Here is a 24,458-nt window from a genome sequence, read left to right as displayed (position 1 = left end):
GTCCGTGGCGACCGGCTCAGCCTGCGGTCCTGCGCGGGGCGAGGGCCGCGCGCAGATACGGGGCCGTCCGGCTCCCCTCGGCTCCGGCGAGTTCGGCAGGTGTGCCCGCGGCCACGATCCTGCCGCCGCTGTCGCCGCCCCCCGGACCCAGATCGATCACCCAGTCGGCGCCCGCGACGACGGACATGTCGTGCTCCACGACCACAACGGTGCCACCGCCCTCCACCAGCCCGTGCAACTGCCGCATCAGCACCTCCACATCGGCGGGATGCAGCCCGGTCGTCGGCTCGTCCAGCAGATACAGCGTGTGCCCCCGCCGGGCACGCTGGAGCTCGGTGGCGAGCTTGATCCGCTGCGCCTCACCTCCCGACAGCTCCGTCGCCGGCTGTCCCAGACGCAGGTACCCGAGCCCGACGTCCAGCAGTGCGCCGAGGCTGCGCTCCGCGGCCGGTGTGCCGGCGAGGAACCCCGCCGCCGCCTCCACCGTCAGGTCCAGAACCTCCGCGATCGTGAGCCCGCGGAGGGTGACCTCCAGGGTCCGGGGGTTGTAGCGCGCTCCGTGGCAGTCGGGACAGGGGGCGTACGTACTGGGAAGGAAGAGGAGCTCGACCGAGACGAAGCCCTCACCCTGGCAGGTCTCGCACCGGCCTCCCGCGACGTTGAAGGAGAACCGGCCCGCCCGGTACCCGCGCGCACGTGCCGTCTCCGTCTGCGCGAAGAGCTTCCGCACCACGTCGAACAGCCCCGTGTACGTGGCCAGGTTGGACCGGGGCGTACGGCCGATGGGCCGCTGGTCGACCTGCACCAGCCGGTCCACCGCCTCCAGGCCCCCGGCCGTGGCGCAGCCGAGCGCCCGCGGCGCGGCGACGTCCTCGTCCGCGGCCTCCGCCGACCGCCGGTCGGCCAGCACACCCGCGAGCACCTGCCCGACCAGCGTCGACTTGCCCGACCCCGACACTCCGGTCACGGCCGTGAGCACGCCCAGCGGGAAGGCGGCGTCGACCTCCCGCACGTTGTGCAGATCCACGCCGCCCAGCGTGATCCAGCCGGTCGGCTCACGAGGCAGGCGAGCCGGGGGCGGGTCCTCGTCGAACAGGAACCGCCGGGTCGCCGAATCGGCCACCGCGGCCAGATCCCCGGGAGGGCCACTGTGCAGGACCCGGCCGCCGTGCTCGCCCGCGAGCGGTCCCACATCCACCAGCCAGTCCGCCCGGCGGACCACATCCATCTGGTGCTCCACCACGAACACCGAGTTGCCCGCATCCTTGAGGCTGCCGAGCACCCCGAGCAGGGACTCGGTGTCCGCCGGATGGAGCCCCGCCGACGGCTCGTCCAGGACGTAGACGACGCCGAACAGCCCGGACCGCAGCTGTGTGGCCAGCCGTAGACGCTGCAGCTCACCGGAGGACAGGGTCGGGGCCGTCCGGTCGAGGCTGAGATATCCGAGGCCCAGCTCGGTCACCGGCTCGATCCTGGCCAACAGGTCGGCGGTCAGCACCCTCGCTGTGCCGCTCGCGCCGCCGGATCGCAGCAGCACCTCGGTGAGGGCGGTCAGGGGGAGGGCGACGAGTTCGGCGATCGTACGGCCGGCGAAGGTGACCGCCATGGCCTCCGCCCGCAGCCTGCTGCCCGCGCACACGGGACACGGCGCGCTCGTCAGGAAGCGCTCGGCCTTCGCCCTCAGCGTCCGGCTCCTGGAATCCGCGAAGGTGTGCATCACATAGCGCCGCGCGCTCATGTACGTACCCTGGTAAGGGCGTTGGATCCTGCCAGCGTCACGAACCGGATGTACCGTCACCACCGGCTGCTCGTCGGTGAAGAGGATCCACTCCCGTGCCTCGGGGGCAAGCTCCCGCCAGGGCCGATCGATGTCGTGTCCCAGGGCGTCCAGGACGTCGCGCAGGTTCTTTCCCTGCCAGGCACCCGGCCATGCGGCGATCGCCCCGTCCCGGATCGACAACGACGGGTCGGGCACGAGCAGTTCCTCGGTGGTGCGGTGGATCAGCCCCAGTCCGTGGCACTCGGGGCAGGCTCCGGCCGCGGTGTTGGGGGAGAAGGCGTCGGAATCCAGACGCTCGGCGCCCGGCGGATAGTCCCCGGCACGGGAGAAGAGCATCCGCAGGGAGTTGGACAGGGTCGTCACCGTGCCCACCGACGAGCGTGAACCGGGCGCGGACCGCCGCTGTTCCAGCGAGACCGCGGGCGGAAGACCGGTGATCTCCCCGACGTCCGGCGCCCCGACCTGATGGATAAGGCGCCGGGCGTAGGGGGCGACCGACTCGAAGTAGCGTCGCTGGGCCTCCGCGTAGACCGTGCCGAAAGCCAGTGAAGACTTCCCCGACCCCGAGACGCCGGTGAAGACGGTGAGTGTGTCGCGCGGGATGTCGACGTCGACGTCGCGCAGGTTGTGCTCGCGCGCGCCGCGCACCCGGACGTAGGGGTCATGAGGGGTGGACACGGTACGGCTCCGTGGGATCGCAGGGCGGTCAGGCATCTGCCGGTGATCCTCCCAGTGCGGGCGAGGACCACCGGCAGCGCGGGGGAGCCGGGGCTACACCATCGGGTCCATGCCGCGGTCGGTCATGGAGCTCTCCTGCTCGCCCTGCTCCCGCAGGCGCCGGGCCTTGTCCTGGAGCCTCTGCCGCTGCTCGGGGTCTGTGGCACGCTCCGCGGCCTCGCTCAGCTCCTGCGCCTTGGCGCGGAGCTGCTTCACACGGCCGCCGGACTCACCTGCAACGCTCATGATCACTCCTGCTGTCTATGGTGGAGCGGACCCCTTCAGCGAACCAGTGGCGGGCCCCGCCTGCATCTTGTGGACGCCCTCAGCCCGTCCCTTCCGGCTCCCGCGTCGCGGTGGGGCGGCGCGTGCACCCGAGCGTCAACGACGCTACGGGTCAATACACCTAGGGTGGGGGCGTGAGCGACGACGGCATCCGGCCCCTGGCCGTGTTCGACCTTGACGGCACACTCGCAGGCACGGAACACCGGCAGCATTTCCTCGACAAGCGGCCACGCGACTGGGCGGGGTTCTTCTCCGCCGCGCCCCACGATCCCCCGCTCGGTGAGGGTGTCAGCCTGGTGCTGGCCACCGCCGAGGAGTGCGAGATCGTGTACCTGACCGGCCGGCCCGAGAGGTGCCGCAAGGACACCATGGCCTGGCTGTCCCGGCAGGGTCTGCCGAAGGGCCGGCTCCACATGCGATCCGACACCGACCGGCGGCCGGCCCGCCGCACCAAGCTGGAGGTGCTGGAACGGCTCGGCCGGGAACGCGAGGTGCGGGTGCTGGTGGACGACGACGATCTGGTGTGCGACGCGGCGGAGCGGGCCGGCTTCACGGTCGTCCGTGCCCGATGGGCGTTCACATCACCGTCCCTGAAGGACGCCCAGGAGCGCGAAGGCCGCACCTGAGACCGCCCGGGGCGACGTCGCTCGTGGGCGTGCCCGCCCGTCAGGACTACTCGTCGAGCCGGAAGCCGACCTTGAGTCCCACCTGGTAGTGCGCGATCCGGCCGTTCTCGATGTGGCCGCGTACCTGGGTCATCTCGAACCAGTCGAGATTGTGCAACGTTTCGGAGGCTCTTGCGACGCCGTTCCGGATGGCCGCGTCGAGGCCTTCTTCGGATGTTCCTACGATCTCGGTCACCCTGTAGGTGTGATTCGACATGAATTGTCTCCTTCCCTCGCTCCACCGTGCCTCACCTGGGCCCGCCGCGCGAGGCGTCCCGGCCGCCGACGGCCGACAAGTCGGACCTTGACCTGCGGATTGGTCCATACCAAACTCCCCGGGATACACCCGTGCGAGCGCAGCCCGCAGCCCCCCACCCGGGTCTGTCATTTCGTCGTGCCGTTTCGCAGAAGGTGACCCCGTGAAGATCCGCATATTGGCCGGAGCCGTCGCGCTCGTTTCCTCCGTGGCGCTGAGCGGCTGCGGTCTCCTCCCCGGGATGGGCACCGACAGCAGCACGGTGACCGTGTGGCTGATGAAGGGCAGCGCCTCCCAGGACTTCCTCGACCACTTCAAGGAGTCCTACGAGGCCGAGCACCCGTCGGTGGAGCTGGAGATCGTCCTCCAGGAATGGAGCGGCATCGGCCCCAAGGTCCTCGGCGCGCTGCAGGGTGATGACGCGCCGGACGTCATCGAGGTCGGCAACACCCAGGTCGCCCAGTACGCGGAGACCGGCAAGCTGCGCGACCTCACCCTGGAGTCGATGCGGGACCTGGGCGGGGAGGACTGGATCCCCGGTCTCGCCGAGCCGGGCAAGGTCAACGGCGGGCAGTACGGCATCCCCTGGTACGCGGCGAACCGTGTGGTGATCTACAACAAGGACCTCTTCGCGCAGGCGGGCATCACCGAACTCCCGAAGACCCGTGAGGAGTGGGTGGAGATCAGCGAGAAGCTGAACACCGCCGGCCGGCAGGGCATCTACCTCGCAGGGCAGAACTGGTACGTACTGGCCGGATTCATCTGGGACGAGGGCGGTGAACTCGCCGACGAGGGCGGCGGCGACTGGCAGGGAGCACTCGACTCGCCGGCCGCGCTCAGGGGTATGGACTTCTACAAGACGCTGCAGGCGTTCGGCGACGGACCCAAGGACGCCGACGAGCAGTCTCCGCCGGAGACCGATGTGTTCGCCGAGGGTGATGTCGCCCAGATCATCTCGGTCCCCGGCAGCGCCGCGCTCATCGAGCAGAAGAACCCCGAACTGAAGGGGAAGCTCGGCTACTTCCCCATCCCCGGGAAGACCGCCGGGAAGCCGGGATCGGTCTTCACCGGAGGGTCGGACCTGATCGTCCCCGAGGGTGCGGACCACCGGGGTGAGGGCGTGGACGTGGTCAAGGCACTCGCCGGCCCCGAGTGGCAGACGGAGCTCGCACGCGCCATGAGCTACGTCCCCAACAAGCCCGCCCTGGCCAACGTTGTCGAGGCCCAGGAGGGAACCGCAGCGATGGCTGTGGGGGCCACTCAGGGCCGCGCCACGCCCAATTCGCCCTACTGGCCCGCGGTCGAGGCCGACAACCCGATCAAGCCCTACATGACTGCGGTGCTCGAGGGCGGTGATCCGGCGGAGGAGGCGAAGAAGGCGTCGGAGCGCATCACCTCCAAGCTGATCACCGGCTGAGGTTTCCGCGGACGCCGGGGCGGGAGACCGCCCCGGCGTCCGCGGTCCGGGGATTCAGCCTTCGCACATCCATTCGCTCCACGCTGGTCATATCGAATCCAGCCGGTCGCGGAAGAAGTAGGGGGCCAGGCCGTCGCACCCTCGCGACGGCCCGCAGCCGCCCTGCCGAACCGTCCCCGGAGACCGCCATGACCGTGCTGCCGCTCACCACCGCGCCCGCCGCCGTCCCCACGCCCCGCCCCGGCGGTGCCCCGCCCGCGTACGAGGTCTCCCTGGCCGCCTGCCAGGACGACGTGCGGGCCGCACAACGTCTGCGCCACCTCGTCTTCGCCGGCGAACTCGGAGCCCGTCTCGACACCGCCGAACCCGGGCTGGACAGCGACGCCTTCGACCCCTTCTGCGATCACCTGCTGGTGCGCGAGACCGCCACCGGGGACGTTGTGGCCACCTACCGGCTGCTGCCTCCCGGCGGGGCCAGGCTCGCGGGCGGGCTCTACGCCGAGGGCGAGTTCGACCTCGGCCGCCTCGCTCCCCTCCGCGACGACCTCGTAGAGGTCGGCAGGTCCTGTGTCCACCCCGCACACCGGGACGGTGCGGTGATCGCCCTGATCTGGGCGGGACTCGCCCGCTACATGGAGCGGACCGGTCACAACTGGCTGGCCGGATGCTGCTCCGTACCCCTGGCCGACGGCGGGGAACTGGCGGCGAGGAGCTGGGACACCGTACGGACGCGCCACCTGGCTCCCGAGGAGTACCAGGTCACCCCTCACCGCCTCTGGGACAGCTCCGGCCGGACCGGCGGGGCGGACGCCGGCCGGGCCGGTCTCCCCCCACTGCTGCGCGGCTACCTGCGCCTCGGCGCCTGGGTCTGCGGAGCCCCCGCCCACGATCCCGACTTCGGCGTGGCCGACCTCTACGTGCTGCTCTCGATGCGCCGCACCGACCCGCGCTACCTTCGGCACTTCCTCTCGCTGGCCCCGCTGCGATGAGCGGCTGGTTCCCGGCCCCCTCGTGCACCCCGCGTGAGTGCGCCCGTCACCTCGGAGCCGTACGGGGGCCGCTGCCCGCACTGGCGCTCCTGACGGCCGGATGCGCCCTCACCCTCCTCGGGGTGCTGTGTGTCCCGGTGGCGCTCTGCCTCGCCCCCTCGGCACGTGACCGGGCCGTCCGCCGATGGGCGTACGCCGTGGTCAGATCGTTCGGTGTACGCGTACGGGTCACCGGAGACGTGGAGGACCGGCGCGTCGGTGAACTCGTGGTCGCCAACCACGTCTCCTGGCTGGACGTCCCCCTCGTCGCCGCGGTGCTCCCCGCGCGGATGGTCGCCAAGAGCGAGATACGGCGCTGGCCCCTGCTCGGAGCCGTCGCCGCGCTGGGCGGCACACTCTTCATCGAACGTGACCGGCTCCGGGCCCTGCCGCACGCGGTGGGGGCGCTCAGCCGGGCGCTCACCGCGGGTTCACGGGTGGCGGTGTTCCCGCAGGGCAGCACCTGGTGCGGCCGGGGCGCCGGGGGCCCGTTCCGGCCGGCCGCGTTCCAGGCGGCCATCGACGCGGGCGCCCCGGTCCGCCCGGTCCGCATCAGGTACCGGGTGGACGGGGCGGACTCAGGTGGAGCGGCGGCCTTCGTCGGGGACGACCCACTCGCGGCCTCGCTGTGGCGTGTGGTCACCGCCGCCGGACTCACCGCCGAGATACGGCTCCTGCCGCCACTGCACGCCGGGAGCGAGCAGGGCAGGCGGGAGCTGGCCCTGGCGGCTCAGTCGGCCGTCGACAGCGACAGCGCGAACCGTCCCGCCGTATCCGTCCACCACTGATCCAGCCGCAGACCCGCCGAGGCCAGTTCCCCGCGGACCTTCTCCTCCCGGAACTTCGCGGAGATCTCCGTGCGGAGTTCCTCACCCTGCTCGAACTGCACCACCAGATCCAGCTCCCGGACCTTGACCGTCAGGGCCCGGCGGGCGCGCAGTCGCATCTCGATCCACTCGTTGTCCGCGTCCCACCTGGCCACATGGGCGAAGTCGTCCGGTTCGAAGTCCGCACCCAGTTCACGGTTGACGACCGCCAGGACGTTCTTGTTGAACTCGGCGGTCACCCCGGCGGCGTCGTCGTACGCCGCGACGAGGGTCGCCTCGTCCTTGACCAGATCGGTGCCGAGCAGCAGTCCGTCGCCGGGGGAGAGGCGTGCCCGTACGGAGCGGAGGAACTCCGCACGCTCGGGCGGGAGCAGGTTGCCCAGTGTCCCGCCGAGGAAGACCACCAGCCGTGGTCCGGGGCTCTCGGGCAGCTCCAGGGCGCGGGTGAAGTCGGCCACGAGCGCGTGCACGGAGAGCCCCGGACGCTCGGCCAACAGCGCCTCGGCGGCTCCTGCCAGGGCGCTCTCGCTCACGTCGACCGGCACATAGGTGTGCAGGTCCGGCAGGGCGTCGAGCAGGTGCCTCGTCTTGTCCGAGGAGCCGGAGCCCAGCTCGATCAGGGTCCGCGCCCCTGACAGGGCCGCGATCTCCCCGGCGCGGGCCACGAGGATCTCCCGTTCTGCCCGTGTCGGGTAGTACTCGTCCAGCCGGGTGATCTCCTCGAAGAGGTCACTGCCGCGTGCGTCGTAGAACCACTTGGGAGGCAGGGTCTTCGGGCGCCGGGACAGCCCGCTCAGCACGTCGGCGCGGAGCGCCGCGTCGGTCGCGTCCGCGGGCAGGGTGCGGGTCAGCAGGTAGGGACTCACGCGGTGTGCTCCTTGAGCGGGGTCAGCAGAACATCGGTGTGTGTCGCTGTCAGCAGGGTGCGGTCGGGGACCTCGCGCCAGGCCGGATCGCCGTCGTACGGCTCCGAGGCCACCACCGTGCGCAGTCCCGGTTCGTGGAGGTACCAGAGGGAGTCGCCCCACGTGGTCCCCACGATCGTGGACCCGTCGGTCAGCAGCAGGTTCAGCCGTGAACCGGGCGCGGCCGCGGCGACCTCAGGCACGGTGTCTGCCACCGCCTGCGCCATCTCGTCACCCAGCTCCGTCCGCTGGAGCAGGAGCGCCCAGATCAGCGCCGAATCGCTGCGCGCGGCGAGCGAGAGCAGCCGTTCGGGAGGCAGCATCCCGGCCGTCTTCGCGAGGGAGCCCGGCCAGCCCCGCACCGCGCCGTTGTGGCTGAAGAGGAACCGGCCCGAGGAGAAGGGCGCCGCGGCGGCCTCCCCGTCGGCTCCGGCGAACGTCGCGTCACGGACGGCGGCGAGCAACGCCGTACTGCTGACCACACGGGTCAGATCGGCGAAGGTCTCGTCGCCCCAGACGGGCCCGGCGCGGCGGTAGCGGCCGGGCACGGGGTCGCCCTCGGCGTACCAGCCGACACCGAATCCGTCGGCGTTGACCGTGCCGTTGCGCTGATGCCTTGGCTCCCAGGACTGCCGCACGAGACCGTGCGTGGGTGTGGTGAGCACCTCTCCAAGGGGCACCGAAGGTCCCAGGTAGGCGATGTGACGGCACATCAGGCTTGATCCCTGGCCGTGCGGAAACCGGAGAAGATCTGGCGCCTCACAGGCAGGTCCCAGTTGCGGAAGGTGCCCCTGCACGCCACCGCGTCCACGGCGAACGAGCCCCCGCGCAGCACCTTGTGGCCCGGGCCGAAGAACACCTCCGAGTACTCGCGGTACGGGAACGCCACGAACCCGGGGTAGGGCAGGAAGTCACTCGACGTCCACTCCCAGACGTCACCGATCAGCTGCCCGGCGCCCACGGGGGACCGGCCCGCGGGGTACGCCCCCGCGGCCGCGGGGCGCAGATGGCGCTGGCCCAGGTTGGCCCGTTCGGGTGTCGGATCCTCGTCGCCCCAGGGGTAGCGCAGCGAACGTCCGGAGGCGGGGTCGTGGCGTGCGGCCTTCTCCCACTCGGCTTCGGTCGGCAGCCGCCGGCCGGCCCAGCGGGCGTATGCGTCGGCCTCGTACCAGCTGACGTGGAGCACCGGCTCGTCGTCGGCGACGGGCTCGGTCACCCCGAAGCGGCGCCGCAGCCACTGGCCCGCGTTGCGATGCCAGAACAGGGGCGCCTCCAGGTCGTGTTCGCGGATCATGTCCCAGCCCTCGGGCGCCCACCAGCGCGCGTCGCCGTACCCGCCATCCTCGATGAACCGCTGGTAGGCCCCGCAGGTGACCGGGGCGGTGTCGATGTGGAACGCCGCCACCTCACGCCGATGCGCCGGGCGTTCGTTGTCCAGGGCCCATGGCTCGGTGGAGGTGCCCATGGTGAAGGGACCTCCGGGCACCAGGACTTCGGCCGGAAGTGTCATGGGCTCCACGGGGCCGGGCGGCTCCGGTGCCGCGAGCACCGCCGGCCCCGAACGCAGCTGATGGGTGATCAGCATCGTCTCGTCGTGCTGCTGTTCGTGCTGGGCGATCATCCCGAAGGCGAAACCGGCCCGTTCCAGAGGCCGGCCGCCCGCGTGCAGCGGGGCGCCGCCGAGAACGTCCAGCGCGCGGCCGCGCACCTCGGCCGCGTAGCTCCGCGCCTCCGCCGGTGCCAGCAGCGGCAGTGAGGGGCGGCTCGCCCTGGAGTGCTCGAAGGCGTCGTACAGTCCATCGATCTCGGGGCGCATGGCATCGAGGCCGCCGACCGCCCGCAGCAGCCAGAGCTCCTCCTGGTTCCCGATGTGCGCCAGGTCCCAGACCAGAGGGGACATCAGAGGGGAGTGCTGTGCCGTGAGGTCGTGGTCGTCCACGCTGTCCGTCAGCAGGGCGGTGCGCTCGCGTGCCGCGAGGAGCGCGCTCAGGGCACGCTCACGCAGTGCCTCCGGCTCGGGCGGGGGGCCGTCGTGCGTTGCGGTGGTGTGAGTCATCGGACCAAGCCCTTTCCGTGCGGGAGCTGTTCCGGGTCGGGAAGATCATCGGCCGGACATCGGCCCCTGGCCACATAGCGGTCGTGGAACGCGGCGACCGTGCCCATGACGTGGTCGTCGGCGCCCATCCTGGGCAGCGCTTCCAGCGCCGTGGCGAAGCACAGGGCCGCCACCGCCGCGAGCTCCGGGTCGCTCAGCCCGTCACGGGCCGCCGCCGTCCACAGCGGGTTGCGGGGCGCGGCCGCACGGCCTGCCGTCTCGGCCAGGGGTTTCACCGCGCGGTACACGGTCTCCGCGGCCTCCGGGTCGTCGAACAGTGCGGTGGTGACAGCCAGCGGCACGAGCCAGCCGTCGGCCCCCGACTGCGCGTCGATCATGCGGAGCTCCAGATGGCCGCGCGGACGCAGCGGAGGGAACAGCGTGGTCTGGTGGTAGTCGAGATCGTCCCTGGACGGCGGCCTCGGGCCGCCACTGCGGATCCAGTCGCGGAACGTCAGGCCGTCCGGGACGTCCCAGGGGCCGTCGTCGCCGCGGACACACATCACGGGCGTGTCGAGCACATGGCCGGCCCAGGCGTCGCGGGGGGCGGGACCGGTCCGGGGCGCGAGCGACCTGGCCGGATCGAGATCCGCCCACAACGCCTGCCGGCTCGACTTCCAGCCGGTGCGCCTGCCCTGGCGGAACGGCGAGTTGGCGAACGCCGCGACCAGCACTGCACCCAAGAGGTGACCGAGCTGCCAGCGACGCGCGTAGCCCAGCGGCCCGGGCTCCTCCTCACCGGCGTCCAGGCAGACCTGTACGGAGGCGGAGGTGCACATCATGGCCCGGCCTGCGGGCCCGGAGCGGTCGAGCGCCGCCTCCATCGCGTCGTAGCGCGGTTCCCGGAGCACCCGACGCGGGTGCTGCCAAGGGTCGACTCCCAGACCCGCGAGGGCCAGGCCCAGCCGGTCGACGGTGCCGCGAACGGAGGCCAGGTCCGCCGCCATGGCGGTCACGCACTCCATCAGTGATCCCGCGGGCTGAGAGCTGAGCTCGAGCTGGCCTCCCGGCTCGAAGGTCAGGGCGGCGTCCAGCGACGTCGCGCGCACGGCGTCGGCGGCCGCACGGAGCCGGTCGTGCGAGACGGCGGCCTCGGGATGTTCACGGTCGTGAATGAGCCATTCCAGCTCAACACCGACCGTACGAGGCGGTCCCGTCTTGAAACATATGCCGCGGATCAGATCCTCCGCCTCCGTCTCGCCGATGGGCGCGGCGCCGACGCGCGGGCCGTGCCGGCCGTGAGTGTCAGGGGGCATGCCGGGCCTCCTTCAGGGATGCATAGTTCCCACCCAAACCCTTACCGGGAGTTCGCACAAGGGTGCCCCTGTGCAACGGAAAACCGGTTGCGTCCATGCCGCCACGACATCCAGCATGCCCCGTATGCACCACAAGGGGCCGTGTCAGTGAGCGCACGACTGCGCGGAATCGCGCGAGAGACCGAGACGATCGTCCGCACGGGTGGCTACCGCACCCCGCAGGGGCGCGACATGGCGATCGGACGCGCCCTCGCGGCGGCACTGTCCGGAACGCGCCTGTACGGACCCGAGCCGGTGCCGGTGGCCGCCCTGGACACCGACCGGAGCCCCGTCATCGAGGTGACCGACGAGACGAGCCTGCGGGCCGCCCACCGCCTGTACGGGGAGTCGCGGTCGAAGATCGCCGTGCTGAACTACGCCTCCGCACGCAATCCGGGAGGCGGCTACCTCAACGGAGCGCAGGCCCAGGAGGAATCCCTCTGCCGGGGCTCCGCACTGCACGCGACGCTGCTGCGCGCACCGGAGTTCTACGCGCACCACCGGGCCGAGCGCAGCGCCTTCTACACCGACCGGGTCATCCACTCACCCGGCGTCCCGGTCTTCCGGGACGACCGGGGCCGGCTGCTGGAAGCGCCGTACACCGCGGGTTTCCTCACCTCGCCCGCGCCCAACGCCGGAGTCATCCGACGGCTGTCCCCGGACCTGGCCGCCCGCATCCCCGCCGCTCTGGCCCGCCGCGCCGAACGCGTCCTGGAGGTCGCGGCCGTACGCGGCTACCGCCGGCTGGTGCTGGGAGCATGGGGCTGCGGTGTCTTCATGAACGACCCCGCGGACGTGGCCGAGGCCTTCCGGGCCCTGCTCACCGACGGAGGGCGGTTCTCCGGTCACTTCGAGCAGATCGTGTTCGGTGTCCCCGACCGCGCCCCGGATTCCGCCGTCCGGGCGACCTTCACCCGGGCTCTCACCGGTCAGCGCCAGTCGTAGCGCTCCCGTAGACGCCCCGCGACCAGCTCGAACCTCTCCCGGTCCAGAGCGCAGGCCTCGCGCCGCATCCCGTCCTCGTGGACCCTCAGCACCCGGTCCAGATCCACCCACGACGGCCGGCCCGAGCTGTCCCACGGCCCCGCCCCCAGAGCGACCCACTCGTGGTCCTGGTCGTGCTGCTTGCTGGACAGCTGCACCGCGAGCAGGGTGCCCTGCGCCTCCCGTGCCACGACCAGAACCGGACGGTCCTTGCCACGCCCGTCGTTCTCCTCGAAGGGCACCCAGGTCCAGACGATCTCCCCGGGGTCGGGATCACCGTCCCGGTCAGGTGAGTACGAGGTGCGGACCGGGCCCGCCTCGGCGGGATCGGCCTCCGTGGTGGCGGCCGGGCCGCCGCGTCCGGGGAGGTCCGTCGCGCTGTCGTTACTGCGATCGATGTGCTGGAACGTCATCACGACACCGTAGAACCTCCGCGCCTCGACCGACGGAGCGGGTCGCCCCGTGAGCGCCCGAAGGGGCCAAGCCGACTGGGGTGTAGAGCCTCGGAATCCGGAGCAGACCTTCACCCGGCGGTTCCTGGCGAGGTGTCAGTTCACGAGATCCTCTGTCCGGTACCCGGCTCCACGGTGGGAAGGCCCGGTCTGGAAGACTGCCGCACGCCATGAGCCAGTTACCCGATCAGCCCTCCCGCACCTCTGTCCCGACCAGCGCCGATGTGGCGCGCAGCGCAGGGGTCTCCCGGGCCACCGTGTCCTACGTCCTGAACAACAACACGACCGTGCGGATCAGCGAACCCACTCGTCGACGGGTCCGTGAGGCAGCGTCCGTTCTCGGCTACGTCCCTCACGCGGCGGCGCGAAGCCTGAGGGCCGGGCACACCAGAACCGTGCTGCTCCCCACCACCCAGCCGCCCTCCGTCCCCCTCCACCAGAGCTTGCTCGACCAACTCGAATCAGGCCTGCGCCTCCTCGACTACACCGTCGTGCGGTACAACAGCGCCGGACTCGACGCCGACGCGGCGGCCAGGGCATGGGCCGAACTCCGCCCGATCGCGGCCGTGGCCCCGGCAGGCGTCTCCCTCACGCCGTACGGCATGAGCGTGCTCACCCGCTCCGGCGCCAGAGCGGTGATCACTCTGGGCCCGCGACCGGTCGACGGCGCGCACGCGCTCGTCCTGGACGAGCGGGAGACGGGGCGCTGCGCCGTCCGGCACCTGCTCGCCCGCGGACGACGCCGGATCGGGGTCGTCATGCCCCTGGAACCCGGCCTCGGCCCGTTCGCCGACGCACGCCTGGCCGGAGCCGTTCGCGCGGTGGAGGAGTCGTCCGTGGACGCCTCTGTCCGGCCGCTGCCTCTCGCGTACGGGGAGGCCGCCGCCGAGGACCTCGCGGCACGCTGGCCGAGCCTCGGGCTGGACGGTGTGTTCGGGTACGACGACATGTACGCCATGCTTCTTATGAGAGCGCTCCAGGACGCCGGAGTCGGCATCCCCACCGAGACGGCGGTGGTCGGGGCCGGCGACCTGGTCCTCGGCAGGCTTCTGCGGCCCAGGCTGAGCTCCGTCGGCATGGCGCTCGTGGCGCCCCAGCCGCCCGCCGAACTGGTCGACCGGCTGGTGCAGAACCCCGAGGAGGCGCGGGAACGCCACGATCTCCTGCGCGCCACGGTGATCTGCCGCGAATCCAGCTGAAGCGCGGCCCGGGAGGCCCCACGACGTGCGCGACCGGCGGCGGCTGTCTAGCGTCGACCGCATGAGCCATCCGCAGAGCTACGAGATCCTGCTGTTGCCGGAGCCCGAGGAGTCCGCCGTCGGGGCGCCCGCTCCCGGCACGGCCGTCCGTTCGGCGGTCGTGGCAGCCACCGGGCAGACCGGGGCCTCGGGATACCCGCGCTACGCGGGCGGCGGCATCGAGGCGGACATCGACCCCGCCACGCGCACCGTGGAGGCACTGCTGGTGGACGGCGCGGAGATCGACTACGGCCTCACCGTCAGGATCGCCGAGCGCATCGGGAGCATGCAGGGGACACCGACCGGGGAGCCGGAAGAGGCCGCCGAACGGCCGCCCGGCGGGGAACGCGAAGGCCGGGAGACGCAACCGGACGCGGGCGGCGCCTCACGTTCCGGGTCCACGGCCGTCGCACCGGAACGGTCCCCGGAGGGCTGAGGGCGGACACGCCGCGCACGACGAAGGCCCGGCCGGTCCTGAACTGCCCGGTCGGGCCCTCATCACGTCTCGCGACGGTCCGCTCGGACTACTGCTGCTCCGGCTGCGCCTGCGCCTGCTGGGCCTGCTGCTCCGCGACGGACTTGCGTACCTCGTCCATGTCGAGATTGCGCGCCTGCCCGATCACGTCCTCCAGAGCCGCCTCGGGAAGGGCGCCGGGCTGGGAGAAGACCGCCACGTTGTCCCGGACGATCATCAGCGTCGGGATGGACCGGATATCGAAGGCGGCCGCCAGTTCCTGCTGCGCCTCGGTGTCGACCTTGGCGAAGACCAGGTCGGGGTGGCGCTCGGAAGCCGAGTCGTACACGGGGGCGAACTGCTTGCACGGGCCGCACCAGGAAGCCCAGAAGTCGATCAGCAGGAATTCGTTGTCGCTCACGACCTGATCGAAGTTTTCCTTGGTGAGCTCTAGGGTGCTCATACTCTGTTACCTCTCCTGGGACCGTTCGGACCTGTCCGGCACAACGGTGACGTCACTTGCGCTATTCCGCATGCCCATGTGGCCGCCGCCCACACTCCCCACCACACTGTTCCCATGACAGAAGTAGAAGGCGCTCGGCACAGCTGGTACGACGTGGTGGTCATCGGAGCGGGACCGGTCGGCGAGAACGTGGCGGACCGGGCCCGCGCCGCCGGGCTGAGCACCGCGGTCATCGAGTCCGAGCTGATCGGCGGGGAGTGCTCGTACTGGGCGTGCATGCCGAGTAAGGCACTGCTGCGTCCGGTCGTGGCCCGCGCCGACGCACGCCGGGTGCCCGGGCTGAGCGGTGCGGTGGAAGGACCACTCGACGCGGACGCCGTCCTCGCCCACCGGGACGAGCAGACCTCGCACTGGAAGGACGACGGTCAGGTCGGCTGGCTGGAGAGCATCGGCGCGGATATCTACCGCGGGACGGGGCGGCTGACAGGAGTCCGGCAGGTGTCGGTGACCGCAGGGGACGGATCGGTGCACCACCTCGGCGCCCGCCATGCCGTGGCCGTGTGCACCGGGAGCCGCGCCGTCGTTCCCGGCCTCACCGGCATCGACGACGTGCGGCCCTGGACGAGCAGGGAGGCAACCAGCGCGAAGGAGGTGCCGGGACGGCTGGTCGTCGTCGGCGGCGGCGTGGTCGGCGTGGAGATGGCCACCGTCTGGCAGGGGCTCGGAGCCCAGGTGACCATGCTGATCCGAGGCGGCGGACTGCTCCCCAAGATGGAGCCGTTCGCCGGCGAACTCGTCGCGGAGGCACTGACCGAGGCCGGCGCGCACATCCTCACCGGCGTCTCCGTCACTGCTGTGCACAGGGCCGGACAGGACGGTCCGGTCACCGTCGAACTGGACAGCGGGGAGAGCCTGGAGAGCGACGAGATCCTGTTCGCCACCGGCCGTGCCCCGCGCACCGACGACCTCGGGCTCGACACCGTCGGCCTCGAGCCCGGATCCTGGCTCTCCGTGGACGACAGCTGCCGGGTGCAAGGCACCGACTGGCTGTACGCGGTAGGTGACGTCAACCACCGGGCGCTGCTCACCCATCAGGGCAAGTACCAGGCCCGCATCGCCGGAGCCGCCATCGCCGCCCGTGCCCAGGAGACCCCACTCCTGGAGACGGACCCCTGGGGCGCTCACTCCGCCACCGCCGACCACGCGGCCGTTCCGCAGGTCGTGTTCACGGACCCGGAGGCCGCCTCGGTGGGTCTCACCCTCGCCGAGGCGGAAGAGGCGGGCCACCGGGTGCGCGCCGTCGACCACGACCTGGCGGCGGTCGCCGGGTCAGGGCTGTACGCGCAGGGCTACAAGGGCCGGGCCAGGATGATCGTCGACCTGGACCGGGAGATCCTGCTCGGTGTCACCTTCGTCGGACCGGGCATCGGCGAACTGCTGCACTCGGCCACCGTCGCCGTCGCGGGAGAGGTGCCGATCGACCGCCTCTGGCACGCGGTCCCCGCCTACCCGACGATCAGCGAGGTGTGGCTGAGGCTGCTGGAGGCGTATCGCGGCTGAGGACCGACGGCCCGGGCGGGCGCGGAACGGCAGGCGGAATCATCCGGCGCGCATGCGGCGGTCGTGGGAGTCACCCGGCCCGTGTCCGCCGCCATCCGTCGCGCGCCCGCCCGGGGTCACGAGAAAGCCCGCAGGCGGCACAACAACCTGCTGAGACCCTCTGGACCGAGCGACACACGTGCACTGAACGGAGTGCTTCCCCGGCCGGCCGTCGAGCCCGCACGGCACGGAAGATCATTTACGGGGACAGGCGGCCGACACGCTCACGGCCCCCGTGCGCCGATGCCGGTACGCGCTCCGCTCGAGCGATGGCGGGCCGTCTCGCCGACCGGGAGGCCGGCCATCCGCAGCGGATCCCATGAGCCGTCGCTCAAGGCGCCCGGGAACGGGGCCGTTCGGGGTGGCTTCCCGGCAGATCCCCTGCATACAGCGGGTGTTGCGGTGCGCGATGCCAAGGCCGGGGTCCGCACTCCGGTGCGCCTGGCCATCGACGGTCCGGAGTCGGGGAGCGGCTGACCTGTCACCCTTCACCACCCGCGGATTCCAGATCTGGTTCGCCGGCGCCCCTGGCATCCATCGGGCGCCCGCATTCCGCTGGTTGCGTGATGCGCAGCTGCGACGGCCGGCCACACACGGCCGACGCTGATCCCGTACGGGCCGGTCCCCAATGTCGGCCCGTACGGGACACCCGCTCCAGAACTGTGCGTCTGCCTGCGCCGACAGCTGGAGGACCGCCTGTCGCCGCGTGCCGCCCGTACCGTTCCGGCCCCTGCTCCAGACCATTGCGTACGGCAACCTCGGAGGCTATATTCACCACAACTAGAAACATTGAATATATGTAATAGAGGTGCTGTGGTGGTCGAGCTTGCAGAGTCCGGGTCCGTCCAGGAGCGCGTGGGCGCCGTCCTCGGTCCAGAGGCAGCCCACCTGGTGGCACGGTTCGTGGACGAGACGTTGCACCGGGCCGCCGTTCCGCAACCGGACGGCACGGTCTTTCTGTTCACCGGCGACATCCCGGCGATGTGGCTGCGTGACTCCGCGGCCCAGGTGATGCCCCTGCTGCGCTTCGGTGCCGAGCTGCCCGCCGCCGAGGAGTTCGCCGTCGGGGTGCTGCGCCGCCAGCTGGCCTGCATCGTCGCCGACCCGTACGCGAACGCGTTCAACGCCGGTCCGGACGGTGCGGGGCATCAGAGCGACGAGACGGCGATGAGCCCGATGGTCTGGGAGCGCAAGTACGAGACCGACTCCCTCTGCTTCCCGCTGCTGCTCGCCCACCGGATTTGGCGCGCGTACGGCCGCACGGACATCTTCGACGGACTCTTCTGGAACGCCGTGGAGCGGACCGTGGAGACCTGGGAGACCGAGCGGGACCACGAGGGCGCCTCCGCCTACCGCTTCCAGCGGCACGACTGCCCGTCCACCGACACGCTCACCCGCGACGGGCTCGGCCCGCGGACCGCCCCGGACACCGGGCTGATCTGGAGCGGCTTCCGGCCCAGCGACGACGCCTGCACGTACGGATACAACGTTCCCGGCAACATGTTCGCCTCGGTCGTCCTGGGCCGCCTGCCGGAACTCGCGGCCGCGGCCCCGGCGCCCGGCGCCCCATCAGGCCTGCTGCAGCGGGCCGAGGCACTCCGGGCAGGCATCGAGGCCGGTCTCGAGACCCACGCACTCATCGACGACCCGGAGACCGGGCCGCGCTGGGCCTACGAGGTCGACGGCCTCGGCGGCGCGCTTTCGATGGACGACGCCAACCTGCCGAGCCTGCTCTCGTTGCCGCTGCTCGGCTACTGCGAGGCCGACGACCCGCGCTACGAGGCCACCCGGCGCTTCGTGCTCAGCGACCGCAACCCCACCCATCATCGAGGCACGGCCGCATCCGGGGTGGGCAGCCCGCACACCCCGGACCGCCACGTGTGGCCCATCGCCCTCGCGGTGGCCGGGCGCACCGACCCCGACCCGGCCGGGGCACGGGCGGCGCTCGACGTCCTGCTGGCCACCCGGGGCGGCACGGACCGTATCCACGAGTCCTTTCACGCTGACAAGCCGGAGATCTGGACCCGCTCCTGGTTCTCCTGGGCCGAGGCCACCGTTTGCGAGCTGATCCTCGACTGCTGCGGCGTTCCCGACCCGGAAGGGATACGACACCCGTGACCATCCTCGGACTCGAGGCCGGCGAGGCCGGTCCCGACCACTCGCCACGCTCCTCGGACCTCGCCCCGCGTGGACGGCTGTCGGGCCTCCGTGGCGTCGGCCGGCCGTCGCGCCCCGGAGCGTCGCGCCGCGCCGAGGGCCGGGCCGCGGCGACCTTCCTGACCGTGCCCGTCCTCGCCTTCATCGTCTTCACCGCGCTGCCGATCGCGCTGATGATGTACTACAGCTTCACCGAGTACGACGTGCTGACGGCACCGAAGTGGGTCGGCCTCGCCAACTACACGAAGCTCTTCGACGACCCGTTCTTCTACACGGCGCTGAAGAACACCGCGATCTACACACTGATGTACGTGCCGCTCGGCATCGTCGTCTCGCTGGCCACCGCGCTGCTGCTGAACCGCAAGGTGCGGGCCTCCAGGTACTTCCGGGTGCTCTTCTACGTCCCCGTGATCTCCTCCACCGTGGCCACCGCGAGCATCTGGTACTGGATGCTCAACCCGCAGCACGGCCTGGTGAACATCATGCTCGGCTGGTTCGGGATCGACGGACCCGCGTGGCTGTACAGCTCGACGTGGGCGATGCCGGCCATCGTGCTGATGTCGGTGTGGGCAGGGTTCGGCACCAACATGGTGATCTACCTCGCGGGCCTGCAGAACATCCCTCCGGAGCTGGCCGAGGCCGCGCGAACAGACGGCGCGAACGGATGGCAGGTCTTCCGGCACGTCACGCTGCCGTCGCTGTCCAGGACCACGCTGCTGGTCACCACGCTGCAGATCATCAGCGCCTTCCAGGTCTTCGACCAGGCGTACGTGCTCACGAAGGGCGGCCCGGGCAACTCCACGGTGACGCTCGTCTACTACATCTACGACCGCGGTTTCGCGGCGCTGCAGATGGGCTACGCATCCGCGATCTCCGTCGTGCTGTTCGTCGTCATCCTGGTCGTCTCCCTCCTCAACGCCCGCATAGTCAACCGGACCGGTGACCGATGAGCGCCCCCACCTCCGCCCCTTCCGGCACCCTCGCAGCCCGACCGCGGCCCGGGCGGACCCCGTTGCGCCGACGCCTCGGCGCGGTGTGCTGGTGGATCGCGGCGGTGCTGGTCGCCGCCTCGGCGGTGCTGCCGTTGCTGTGGACCCTGTCCACCTCGCTCAAGCCCGCCGGGGAGATCATCACCGACGGCGTCCGGTTCATCCCGAGGCACTTCACCTGGGGCAACTACTCCAACGTGTTCCACACCGTCCCGATGGTGCGGTACGCCCTCAACTCCCTGCTGATCGGGGCCGCGGGGGTGGCGTCCAACCTGTTCCTCGGCTCGCTCGCCGGGTACACCCTGGCCCGGCTGCAGCTGCGCGGCAAGCGCATCATCACCTCCGCCTACGTGGCCTCGATGATGATCCCGCCGACGGCGACCATGGTCCCGCTCTTCGTGATTCTGCGTCACTTCCCCCTCTTCGGCGGAAACAACCTGCTCGGCAGCGGTGGCAGCGGCGTACTGAACACCTACTGGGCGGTCATCCTGCCCGGGGCGGTCGGCGCCTTCGCCGTGTTCTTCATGAAGCAGACCTTCGACTCACTGCCCCCCGACCTGGCGGACGCGGCGCGGATCGACGGAGCCTCGGAGTTCCGGATCTACTTCCGCATCTACCTGCCGCTGGCCCGGGCCGCGCTCGCGGTGCTGGGGATCCTGACCTTCCAGGCGGGCTGGAACTCCTTCATGTGGCCGCTCATCGTGCTCAGCAAACCCTCGAAGATGACCGTGCAGGTGGGCCTGTCCGGCTTCGTGACGAACTACAGCAGCCACTACGGCCCGCTCATGGCAGGCACGATCGTCGCCAGCCTGCCGGTCCTGGCGATCTTCCTGTTCGCGCAGCGCTGGGTGGTCGAGGGGCTGGCCACCAGCGGCGGCAAGTGACGCGCCCGCACGCACCGCGGCCCGTTCTCCTCCCGCCTCCCCCGAAGGGATCCATCCGACCATGAACACGCCCACGCCCCCGGCCGGCCCCTCCCGGCGCGGTCTGCTCCGCGCTGCCGGCACCGCCGCTCTCGGGGCGGCCGCGATACCCCTGCTGAACGCCTGCGGATCCGGTGGGGACCCGGGGTCGTCCTCCGGGGTGACGAACCTGACCATGTGGGGCTCCTTCTCGGGCGACCAGGTCGCCCAGGTCAACCAGCAGCTGGCAGCGTTCAACAGGTCACAGAAGGACATCCACGTCACCTATCAGGCGCAGGACACCGTCGAGACGAAGCTGCTGGTCGCGATCGCCTCGGCCGCCGACGTGCCCGACATCGTGCTCTGGGACCGCTACCAGACCGCGCTCTACGCCCCCAAGAACGCCCTGTCCCCGATCGACGACCTCGTGGCGCGCGACAAGGTGGACCTGTCCGCCTTCTTCCAGGAGCCGCTCGGTGAGATGAGGTCCGACGGGAAGCTCTACGGTCTGCCCCTCCTGGTCGACAACCGCTCACTGCTCTACAACCAGGCCCTGTTCGACGAGGCAGGGCTCCGCCCGCCGACGACCTGGAACGAGTTGGTCGACACCGCCGCTGAGTTGACCCGTCGCTCCGATGGCAGGCTCAGCCGTTCCGGCTTCTCCCTCGATGACGTCGGTCAGTTCAACATGTACATGTTGCAAGCCGGCGGCCGGATGCTCTCGCGGGACCGGAAGACCCTCGCCTTCGACAGCGCGCCCGGCATGGCCGTCCTCGACCACTGGGAGGAGCTGGTCAAGCGGAAGAAGGTCTATGAGGCCGGCTTCGCCCAGGGCATCGACGGGTTCGGCACCGGGGCCGTCGCCATGAAGTACGGCGGCCCGTGGGACATGCCCGGCTACGACGCGATCGACGACTTCGAGTACGGCGTCGCCACCCCGGTCAGCGGCCCCGGCGGACACCGCGGCGCGATCACCGGAGGCTTCGGCCTGGTGATCCCCGCAGCCGCCAGGAACCGGGACGCTGCCTGGGAATTCCTCAAGTGGTGGTGCACGGTCCCGGAGAACGGAACCGCGTTCGCCAAGATCGCCAGCTGGCTGCCGGGCAACGCGAAGTCGGTCAGGGACCCGTACTTCGGCACCGGCCACTGGCCCGCCTTCGTCCGCACGATGGACTTCGCGACCGTGCGCCCGAACACCCCGGGCTACTCCGACGTCGAGGGCAAGGCGCTCGACCCGGAACTCCAGAACTTCCTCCTCGGCAAGACCGGTGCGCGGGCGGCCCTGTCCAAGGCGGCCAGGCAGGGCGACCAGATCCTGCGGCAGAACCTGTGAACCGGCGCCACCGCGCACAGCCTCCGAACATCCCCGTACAGCTCAGTACCACAGCGCTCCGATCACCCGTCCCCGCAGCCGCGGTGCCGGCGGCGCGCCCGCACCAGAAAGTGACACGATGACCAGTCCCACCCTGCACAGCACCGACCCCGACGCCGTATCCGCACGCTGGTACGAGCGCGCCGATCGCATCCAGGACAGCCTCGACCGCTACTTCGGCACCGAGGCCCCGCAGTTGTTCGACAACTGGCGTCCCCTCCAGGCCGGTGACAACGAGACCTTCAACTACTGGTGGCTCGCCCATGTGATCGATGCCCGTCTCGACGCCTATCTGCGCAGCCAGGAGCCCGGCAGGCTCGACCAGGCCCGGACGGTGCACGCCAACATCCTCGAACGCAACGGCGGATCGCTGTTCAACGACTACTTCGACGACATGCTCTGGTACGCCATCGCCACCCTGCGGCTGGCCGAGGCGGAGACCGGAGAGGAGGCCCGACTGACCTACCTGGCGCAGGCGGAGGCGCTGTGGCGGCACGTCCACGAACTGGGGTGGAACGAGCAGTGCGGCGGGGGCATCGCCTGGCGCAAGTCGCAGCTCTACTACAAGAACACCCCGTCCAACGGCACCTTCGTGATCCTCAGTGCCCGCCTCCACCGGCACACGGGCCGCCCTGAGTACCTGCTGCGCGCCCGTGAGACCTTCGACTGGCTCACCCGCACCCTGCTGCGGCCGGACGGGTTCGTCGAGGACGGCCTCAACCGGCAGGAGGACGGAAAGCTCGACACCCAGTGGGAGTTCACCTACAACCAGGGCCTGTACATCGGCGCCTGTGTGGAACTCGCGGCCACGATCGACTCCGCCGACGCCGCGAACGCGGGAGAGGCCGAGGCGCTGCTCGACCGGGCACTGGCGACGGACCGAGCGGCCTACGCCCGCCTCGCCGTGGACGGCGTACCGCTCGACGACGGCGACGGCGGCGACGAGGGCCTCTTCAAGGGGATCCTGATGCGTTACGCCGGTCTGCTGGCGCAGGCTCTGGACGCGGCTCACCGCCCGTCCGACGCACAGGAGGTCCGCGAGCGGCTCCTCACCGCGACGGGTGTCCTGTGGGACCGCGCGCTGTGCGGCGAAGAGCTGCTCGCGGGGCCCGACTGGCGCAAGCAGGACCCCGGGCACTTCCCCTATTCGGCGCAGGTGAGCGCCATCATGGCCACCGAGCAGGCGGCACTGCTCACTCGCGCGGCACAGCGGTAGAGGCCCCGAGTACCAGCTCGGTCGGCAGGACGTGCTTGGTCACGGACCCCGGCCGGCCGAGCTGGTCGAACAGCTCGTCGATCACCCTGGCGCCCATCAGGGCCTGCGGCTGGGCGACATGGGTGAACCGGAAGAGCGAGTCGTCCAGCGGGGCGAAGGGCTGGTCGAAGCAGACCACCGAGACGTCCCCCGGTACGGACAGGCTGAGCTCGCGGCAGGCCCTCATCAGAAGCACCGCGATGTGGTGCTCCGAGACGAGGTACGCCGTCACCTGAGGCCTGGCGCGGACGAACTCGACCAGCCGCTCGAGGTCCTCGGCCGCGCTCACCCGGGAGCCGGGCGTCACCGAGTACACCTCGGAGAACTCGTCCTGGTCGTGGTGCAGTACCCCGGCGGCGGCGTGGGCGCTCACATAGCCGTTGCGCCGGTCCTCCACGGTGGATACAGGGCTGGCCGACGAGATCAGCCCGATGCGGCGGTGCCCGAGTGCGAACAGGTGCTCGGTCGCCTTGCGTGCCCCGCCGGCGTTGTCCGAGCACACGGTGGAGACCGGGACGCCGTCGAAGGATCGGTCGATGATCACCACAGGGAAGCGGCGGGCGAGCAGGCCCATCAGCGCGGGCGGGATGGACTGCGAGGAGCTCGGCTGGAAGGCGAGGCCGAGGGTTCCGGCGGCCAGGAGTTCGGCGATCTGCGCGCCTTCGGCGGCCGAGTCGCCGTCCGAGGTCTTGAGCACCAGGTTGGCCCTGCCCGCGGTGGACGTCAGCATGGCGGACAGCAGCCGCGTACCGAAGGTGTCGTCGAAGCTGGTGATGACCGCGCCGAGCAGTGGCGGACCGGAGACTCGGAGGGGCCGCACGCCCTCGTGCTCGCCCTCGGTCGCGGCCGCCGCGCCACGTGGCTGCGGATCGGCGTCGACCACCACGGTGCCGTGCTTGGGCCGGCGTACGACGTAGCCCTCGTCCTGCAGCATGTCGAGCGCACGCTTGAGCGTGATGGAGCTGACCGAGAACTCCTCGCCCAACTGGGCCGGGCTCGGCAGGCGTTCACCCACGGGGATACCGCCACCCCGGATGCGGGCCTTCAGCGCCGTGTAGACCTGCTCATACAGCAACTTTTCGGGCAACGACTACTCCTAGTCATAATGACAATATGTTTAATATATCATTTACCTGTCTCGTTGTGACGGGTGGACGCCAACGATATCGGGGTGGGGGGGGGCGCGCCCAAGCGTGGGGGTGGCCCGGGCCCCCCCCCCCCAGTGACCCGCGGGGGGATGCGGGGGGGGGGGGGCGCGTGCGGCCCGTCCCCCGGACGAAGGCCCCTCCGGTCCCCCCGAGCCTTCCCTCGCGCTAGAAGACG

General features: G+C 71.0%; 23 protein-coding genes. 13 read left to right on the top strand and 10 right to left on the bottom strand.

Annotated elements, in window-relative coordinates; genetic code table 11:
• Window positions 1–16: 16 nt before the first annotated feature.
• Both ACGFNN_RS23030 and ACGFNN_RS23025 read right to left on the bottom strand, forming a co-directional pair.
• Entirely contained in the window at window positions 17–2,458 is a 2,442-nt protein-coding gene (locus tag ACGFNN_RS23030; RefSeq protein WP_393558508.1) for an ABC transporter, read from the bottom strand.
• A 93-nt stretch (window positions 2,459–2,551) separates the two neighbouring features.
• The gene (locus ACGFNN_RS23025; protein WP_362553033.1) at window positions 2,552–2,743 is read right to left on the bottom strand and encodes a DUF6381 family protein; all 192 of its coding nucleotides are present in this window, start codon (window positions 2,741–2,743) and stop codon (window positions 2,552–2,554) included.
• Window positions 2,744–2,916: 173 nt separating this feature from the next.
• Here ACGFNN_RS23025 and ACGFNN_RS23020 point away from each other — a divergent pair, with 173 nt between their 5' ends.
• On the top strand, window positions 2,917–3,408 hold the full coding sequence (locus tag ACGFNN_RS23020; protein ID WP_393558506.1) for a hypothetical protein: 492 nt from the start codon (window positions 2,917–2,919) through the stop codon (window positions 3,406–3,408).
• 46 nt (window positions 3,409–3,454) lie between these two features.
• Here ACGFNN_RS23020 and ACGFNN_RS23015 read toward each other — a convergent pair whose 3' ends face one another.
• Window positions 3,455–3,664 (bottom strand): dodecin, encoded by a 210-nt coding sequence (locus ACGFNN_RS23015; protein ID WP_393558504.1) that lies wholly within the window; start codon window positions 3,662–3,664, stop codon window positions 3,455–3,457.
• Window positions 3,665–3,866: 202 nt separating this feature from the next.
• On the opposite strand from ACGFNN_RS23015, the gene ACGFNN_RS23010 reads away from it, so the two are divergent.
• The 3 genes from ACGFNN_RS23010 to ACGFNN_RS23000 all read left to right on the top strand — a co-directional run bounded on the left by ACGFNN_RS23010 (window position 3,867) and on the right by ACGFNN_RS23000 (window position 6,936).
• Window positions 3,867–5,120: an extracellular solute-binding protein gene (locus ACGFNN_RS23010; protein WP_393558502.1), complete on the top strand. Its 1,254-nt coding sequence runs from the start codon at window positions 3,867–3,869 to the stop codon at window positions 5,118–5,120.
• 188 nt (window positions 5,121–5,308) lie between these two features.
• A complete protein-coding gene (locus tag ACGFNN_RS23005; RefSeq protein WP_393558500.1) occupies window positions 5,309–6,109 on the top strand; it encodes a GNAT family N-acetyltransferase in 801 nt (266 codons plus the stop codon).
• Window positions 6,106–6,936: a lysophospholipid acyltransferase family protein gene (locus tag ACGFNN_RS23000; RefSeq protein ID WP_393558498.1), complete on the top strand. Its 831-nt coding sequence runs from the start codon at window positions 6,106–6,108 to the stop codon at window positions 6,934–6,936. The genes ACGFNN_RS23005 and ACGFNN_RS23000 overlap by 4 nt, the downstream gene beginning before the upstream one ends.
• Here ACGFNN_RS23000 and egtD read toward each other — a convergent pair.
• From egtD to egtA, 4 genes are read right to left on the bottom strand one after another with little or no spacing between them, the layout of a single operon-like run.
• The gene (gene egtD, locus ACGFNN_RS22995) at window positions 6,879–7,841 is read right to left on the bottom strand and encodes an L-histidine N(alpha)-methyltransferase (protein WP_393558496.1); all 963 of its coding nucleotides are present in this window, start codon (window positions 7,839–7,841) and stop codon (window positions 6,879–6,881) included. The genes ACGFNN_RS23000 and egtD overlap by 58 nt on opposite strands.
• Complete coding sequence (gene egtC / locus ACGFNN_RS22990; protein WP_393558494.1) at window positions 7,838–8,593, bottom strand: ergothioneine biosynthesis protein EgtC; 756 nt, start codon at window positions 8,591–8,593, stop codon at window positions 7,838–7,840. The genes egtD and egtC overlap by 4 nt, the downstream gene beginning before the upstream one ends.
• Window positions 8,593–9,936 (bottom strand): ergothioneine biosynthesis protein EgtB, encoded by a 1,344-nt coding sequence (egtB, locus tag ACGFNN_RS22985; RefSeq protein WP_393558492.1) that lies wholly within the window; start codon window positions 9,934–9,936, stop codon window positions 8,593–8,595. Before egtB ends, egtC begins: the two co-directional genes overlap by 1 nt.
• Window positions 9,933–11,231 (bottom strand): ergothioneine biosynthesis glutamate--cysteine ligase EgtA, encoded by a 1,299-nt coding sequence (egtA, locus tag ACGFNN_RS22980; protein ID WP_393558490.1) that lies wholly within the window; start codon window positions 11,229–11,231, stop codon window positions 9,933–9,935. Before egtA ends, egtB begins: the two co-directional genes overlap by 4 nt.
• Window positions 11,232–11,378: 147 nt before the next feature.
• Between egtA and ACGFNN_RS22975 the strand changes: the two genes are divergently transcribed.
• Window positions 11,379–12,215 carry a TIGR02452 family protein gene (locus ACGFNN_RS22975; RefSeq protein ID WP_393558488.1) on the top strand — a complete coding sequence of 279 codons (837 nt, stop codon included), beginning with the start codon at window positions 11,379–11,381 and terminating at the stop codon, window positions 12,213–12,215.
• Here the strand turns inward: ACGFNN_RS22975 and ACGFNN_RS22970 are convergent.
• The gene (locus ACGFNN_RS22970) at window positions 12,200–12,667 is read right to left on the bottom strand and encodes a type II toxin-antitoxin system PemK/MazF family toxin (RefSeq protein WP_393558486.1); all 468 of its coding nucleotides are present in this window, start codon (window positions 12,665–12,667) and stop codon (window positions 12,200–12,202) included. The two genes, ACGFNN_RS22975 and ACGFNN_RS22970, sit on opposite strands and share 16 nt — an antisense overlap.
• A 209-nt stretch (window positions 12,668–12,876) precedes the next feature.
• On the opposite strand from ACGFNN_RS22970, the gene ACGFNN_RS22965 reads away from it, so the two are divergent.
• The gene (locus tag ACGFNN_RS22965) at window positions 12,877–13,905 is read left to right on the top strand and encodes a LacI family DNA-binding transcriptional regulator (RefSeq protein WP_393558484.1); all 1,029 of its coding nucleotides are present in this window, start codon (window positions 12,877–12,879) and stop codon (window positions 13,903–13,905) included.
• A 61-nt stretch (window positions 13,906–13,966) separates the two neighbouring features.
• Window positions 13,967–14,380, top strand: a complete 414-nt coding sequence (locus ACGFNN_RS22960; protein WP_393558482.1) for a hypothetical protein — start codon at window positions 13,967–13,969, stop codon at window positions 14,378–14,380.
• Between the two features lie 88 nt (window positions 14,381–14,468).
• Here ACGFNN_RS22960 and trxA read toward each other — a convergent pair whose 3' ends face one another.
• The gene (gene trxA / locus ACGFNN_RS22955) at window positions 14,469–14,861 is read right to left on the bottom strand and encodes a thioredoxin (RefSeq protein ID WP_362674654.1); all 393 of its coding nucleotides are present in this window, start codon (window positions 14,859–14,861) and stop codon (window positions 14,469–14,471) included.
• A gap of 114 nt (window positions 14,862–14,975) precedes the next feature.
• Between trxA and ACGFNN_RS22950 the strand changes: the two genes are divergently transcribed.
• The 6 genes from ACGFNN_RS22950 (at window position 14,976) to ACGFNN_RS22925 (ending at window position 23,096) form a co-directional block, all read left to right on the top strand.
• A complete protein-coding gene (locus tag ACGFNN_RS22950) occupies window positions 14,976–16,421 on the top strand; it encodes a dihydrolipoyl dehydrogenase family protein (RefSeq protein ID WP_393558480.1) in 1,446 nt (481 codons plus the stop codon).
• An 855-nt stretch (window positions 16,422–17,276) separates the two neighbouring features.
• Window positions 17,277–18,578: a glycoside hydrolase family 125 protein gene (locus ACGFNN_RS22945; protein WP_393558478.1), complete on the top strand. Its 1,302-nt coding sequence runs from the start codon at window positions 17,277–17,279 to the stop codon at window positions 18,576–18,578.
• A complete protein-coding gene (locus tag ACGFNN_RS22940) occupies window positions 18,575–19,567 on the top strand; it encodes a carbohydrate ABC transporter permease (protein ID WP_393558476.1) in 993 nt (330 codons plus the stop codon). Before ACGFNN_RS22945 ends, ACGFNN_RS22940 begins: the two co-directional genes overlap by 4 nt.
• Window positions 19,564–20,490: a carbohydrate ABC transporter permease gene (locus tag ACGFNN_RS22935; RefSeq protein WP_393558474.1), complete on the top strand. Its 927-nt coding sequence runs from the start codon at window positions 19,564–19,566 to the stop codon at window positions 20,488–20,490. The genes ACGFNN_RS22940 and ACGFNN_RS22935 overlap by 4 nt, the downstream gene beginning before the upstream one ends.
• Window positions 20,491–20,551: 61 nt before the next feature.
• A complete protein-coding gene (locus ACGFNN_RS22930; protein ID WP_393558472.1) occupies window positions 20,552–21,841 on the top strand; it encodes an ABC transporter substrate-binding protein in 1,290 nt (429 codons plus the stop codon).
• Between the two features lie 118 nt (window positions 21,842–21,959).
• Window positions 21,960–23,096 (top strand): glycoside hydrolase family 76 protein, encoded by a 1,137-nt coding sequence (locus tag ACGFNN_RS22925; protein ID WP_385027163.1) that lies wholly within the window; start codon window positions 21,960–21,962, stop codon window positions 23,094–23,096.
• Here ACGFNN_RS22925 and ACGFNN_RS22920 read toward each other — a convergent pair.
• Window positions 23,074–24,222: a GntR family transcriptional regulator gene (locus tag ACGFNN_RS22920; protein WP_393558470.1), complete on the bottom strand. Its 1,149-nt coding sequence runs from the start codon at window positions 24,220–24,222 to the stop codon at window positions 23,074–23,076. The two genes, ACGFNN_RS22925 and ACGFNN_RS22920, sit on opposite strands and share 23 nt — an antisense overlap.
• Between the last annotated feature and the right edge of the window lie 236 nt (window positions 24,223–24,458).

It is taken from the genome of Streptomyces sp. NPDC048590, assembly GCF_043199535.1.
In the GTDB taxonomy this organism is placed as follows: domain Bacteria; phylum Actinomycetota; class Actinomycetes; order Streptomycetales; family Streptomycetaceae; genus Streptomyces.
The sequence above is the reverse complement of the archived record's forward strand: the minus strand, read 5'-3'. Positions and strand labels throughout refer to the sequence as shown.

Bases quoted from the DNA above. Each gene is read 5' to 3' on its own strand.
- ACGFNN_RS23025 (WP_362553033.1), bottom strand. From the start codon at position 2,743: ATGAGCGTTGCAGGTGAGTCCGGCGGCCGTGTGAAGCAGCTCCGCGCC.
- ACGFNN_RS22930 (WP_393558472.1), top strand. From the start codon at position 20,552: ATGAACACGCCCACGCCCCCGGCCGGCCCCTCCCGGCGCGGTCTGCTC.
- ACGFNN_RS22960 (WP_393558482.1), top strand. From the start codon at position 13,967: ATGAGCCATCCGCAGAGCTACGAGATCCTGCTGTTGCCGGAGCCCGAG.
- ACGFNN_RS23005 (WP_393558500.1), top strand. From the start codon at position 5,309: ATGACCGTGCTGCCGCTCACCACCGCGCCCGCCGCCGTCCCCACGCCC.
- egtA (WP_393558490.1), bottom strand. From the start codon at position 11,231: ATGCCCCCTGACACTCACGGCCGGCACGGCCCGCGCGTCGGCGCCGCG.
- ACGFNN_RS22925 (WP_385027163.1), top strand. From the start codon at position 21,960: ATGACCAGTCCCACCCTGCACAGCACCGACCCCGACGCCGTATCCGCA.
- ACGFNN_RS22950 (WP_393558480.1), top strand. From the start codon at position 14,976: ATGACAGAAGTAGAAGGCGCTCGGCACAGCTGGTACGACGTGGTGGTC.
- ACGFNN_RS23000 (WP_393558498.1), top strand. From the start codon at position 6,106: ATGAGCGGCTGGTTCCCGGCCCCCTCGTGCACCCCGCGTGAGTGCGCC.
- ACGFNN_RS22935 (WP_393558474.1), top strand. From the start codon at position 19,564: ATGAGCGCCCCCACCTCCGCCCCTTCCGGCACCCTCGCAGCCCGACCG.
- ACGFNN_RS22965 (WP_393558484.1), top strand. From the start codon at position 12,877: ATGAGCCAGTTACCCGATCAGCCCTCCCGCACCTCTGTCCCGACCAGC.
- egtC (WP_393558494.1), bottom strand. From the start codon at position 8,593: ATGTGCCGTCACATCGCCTACCTGGGACCTTCGGTGCCCCTTGGAGAG.
- ACGFNN_RS22970 (WP_393558486.1), bottom strand. From the start codon at position 12,667: ATGACGTTCCAGCACATCGATCGCAGTAACGACAGCGCGACGGACCTC.
- ACGFNN_RS23015 (WP_393558504.1), bottom strand. From the start codon at position 3,664: ATGTCGAATCACACCTACAGGGTGACCGAGATCGTAGGAACATCCGAA.
- egtB (WP_393558492.1), bottom strand. From the start codon at position 9,936: ATGACTCACACCACCGCAACGCACGACGGCCCCCCGCCCGAGCCGGAG.
- trxA (WP_362674654.1), bottom strand. From the start codon at position 14,861: ATGAGCACCCTAGAGCTCACCAAGGAAAACTTCGATCAGGTCGTGAGC.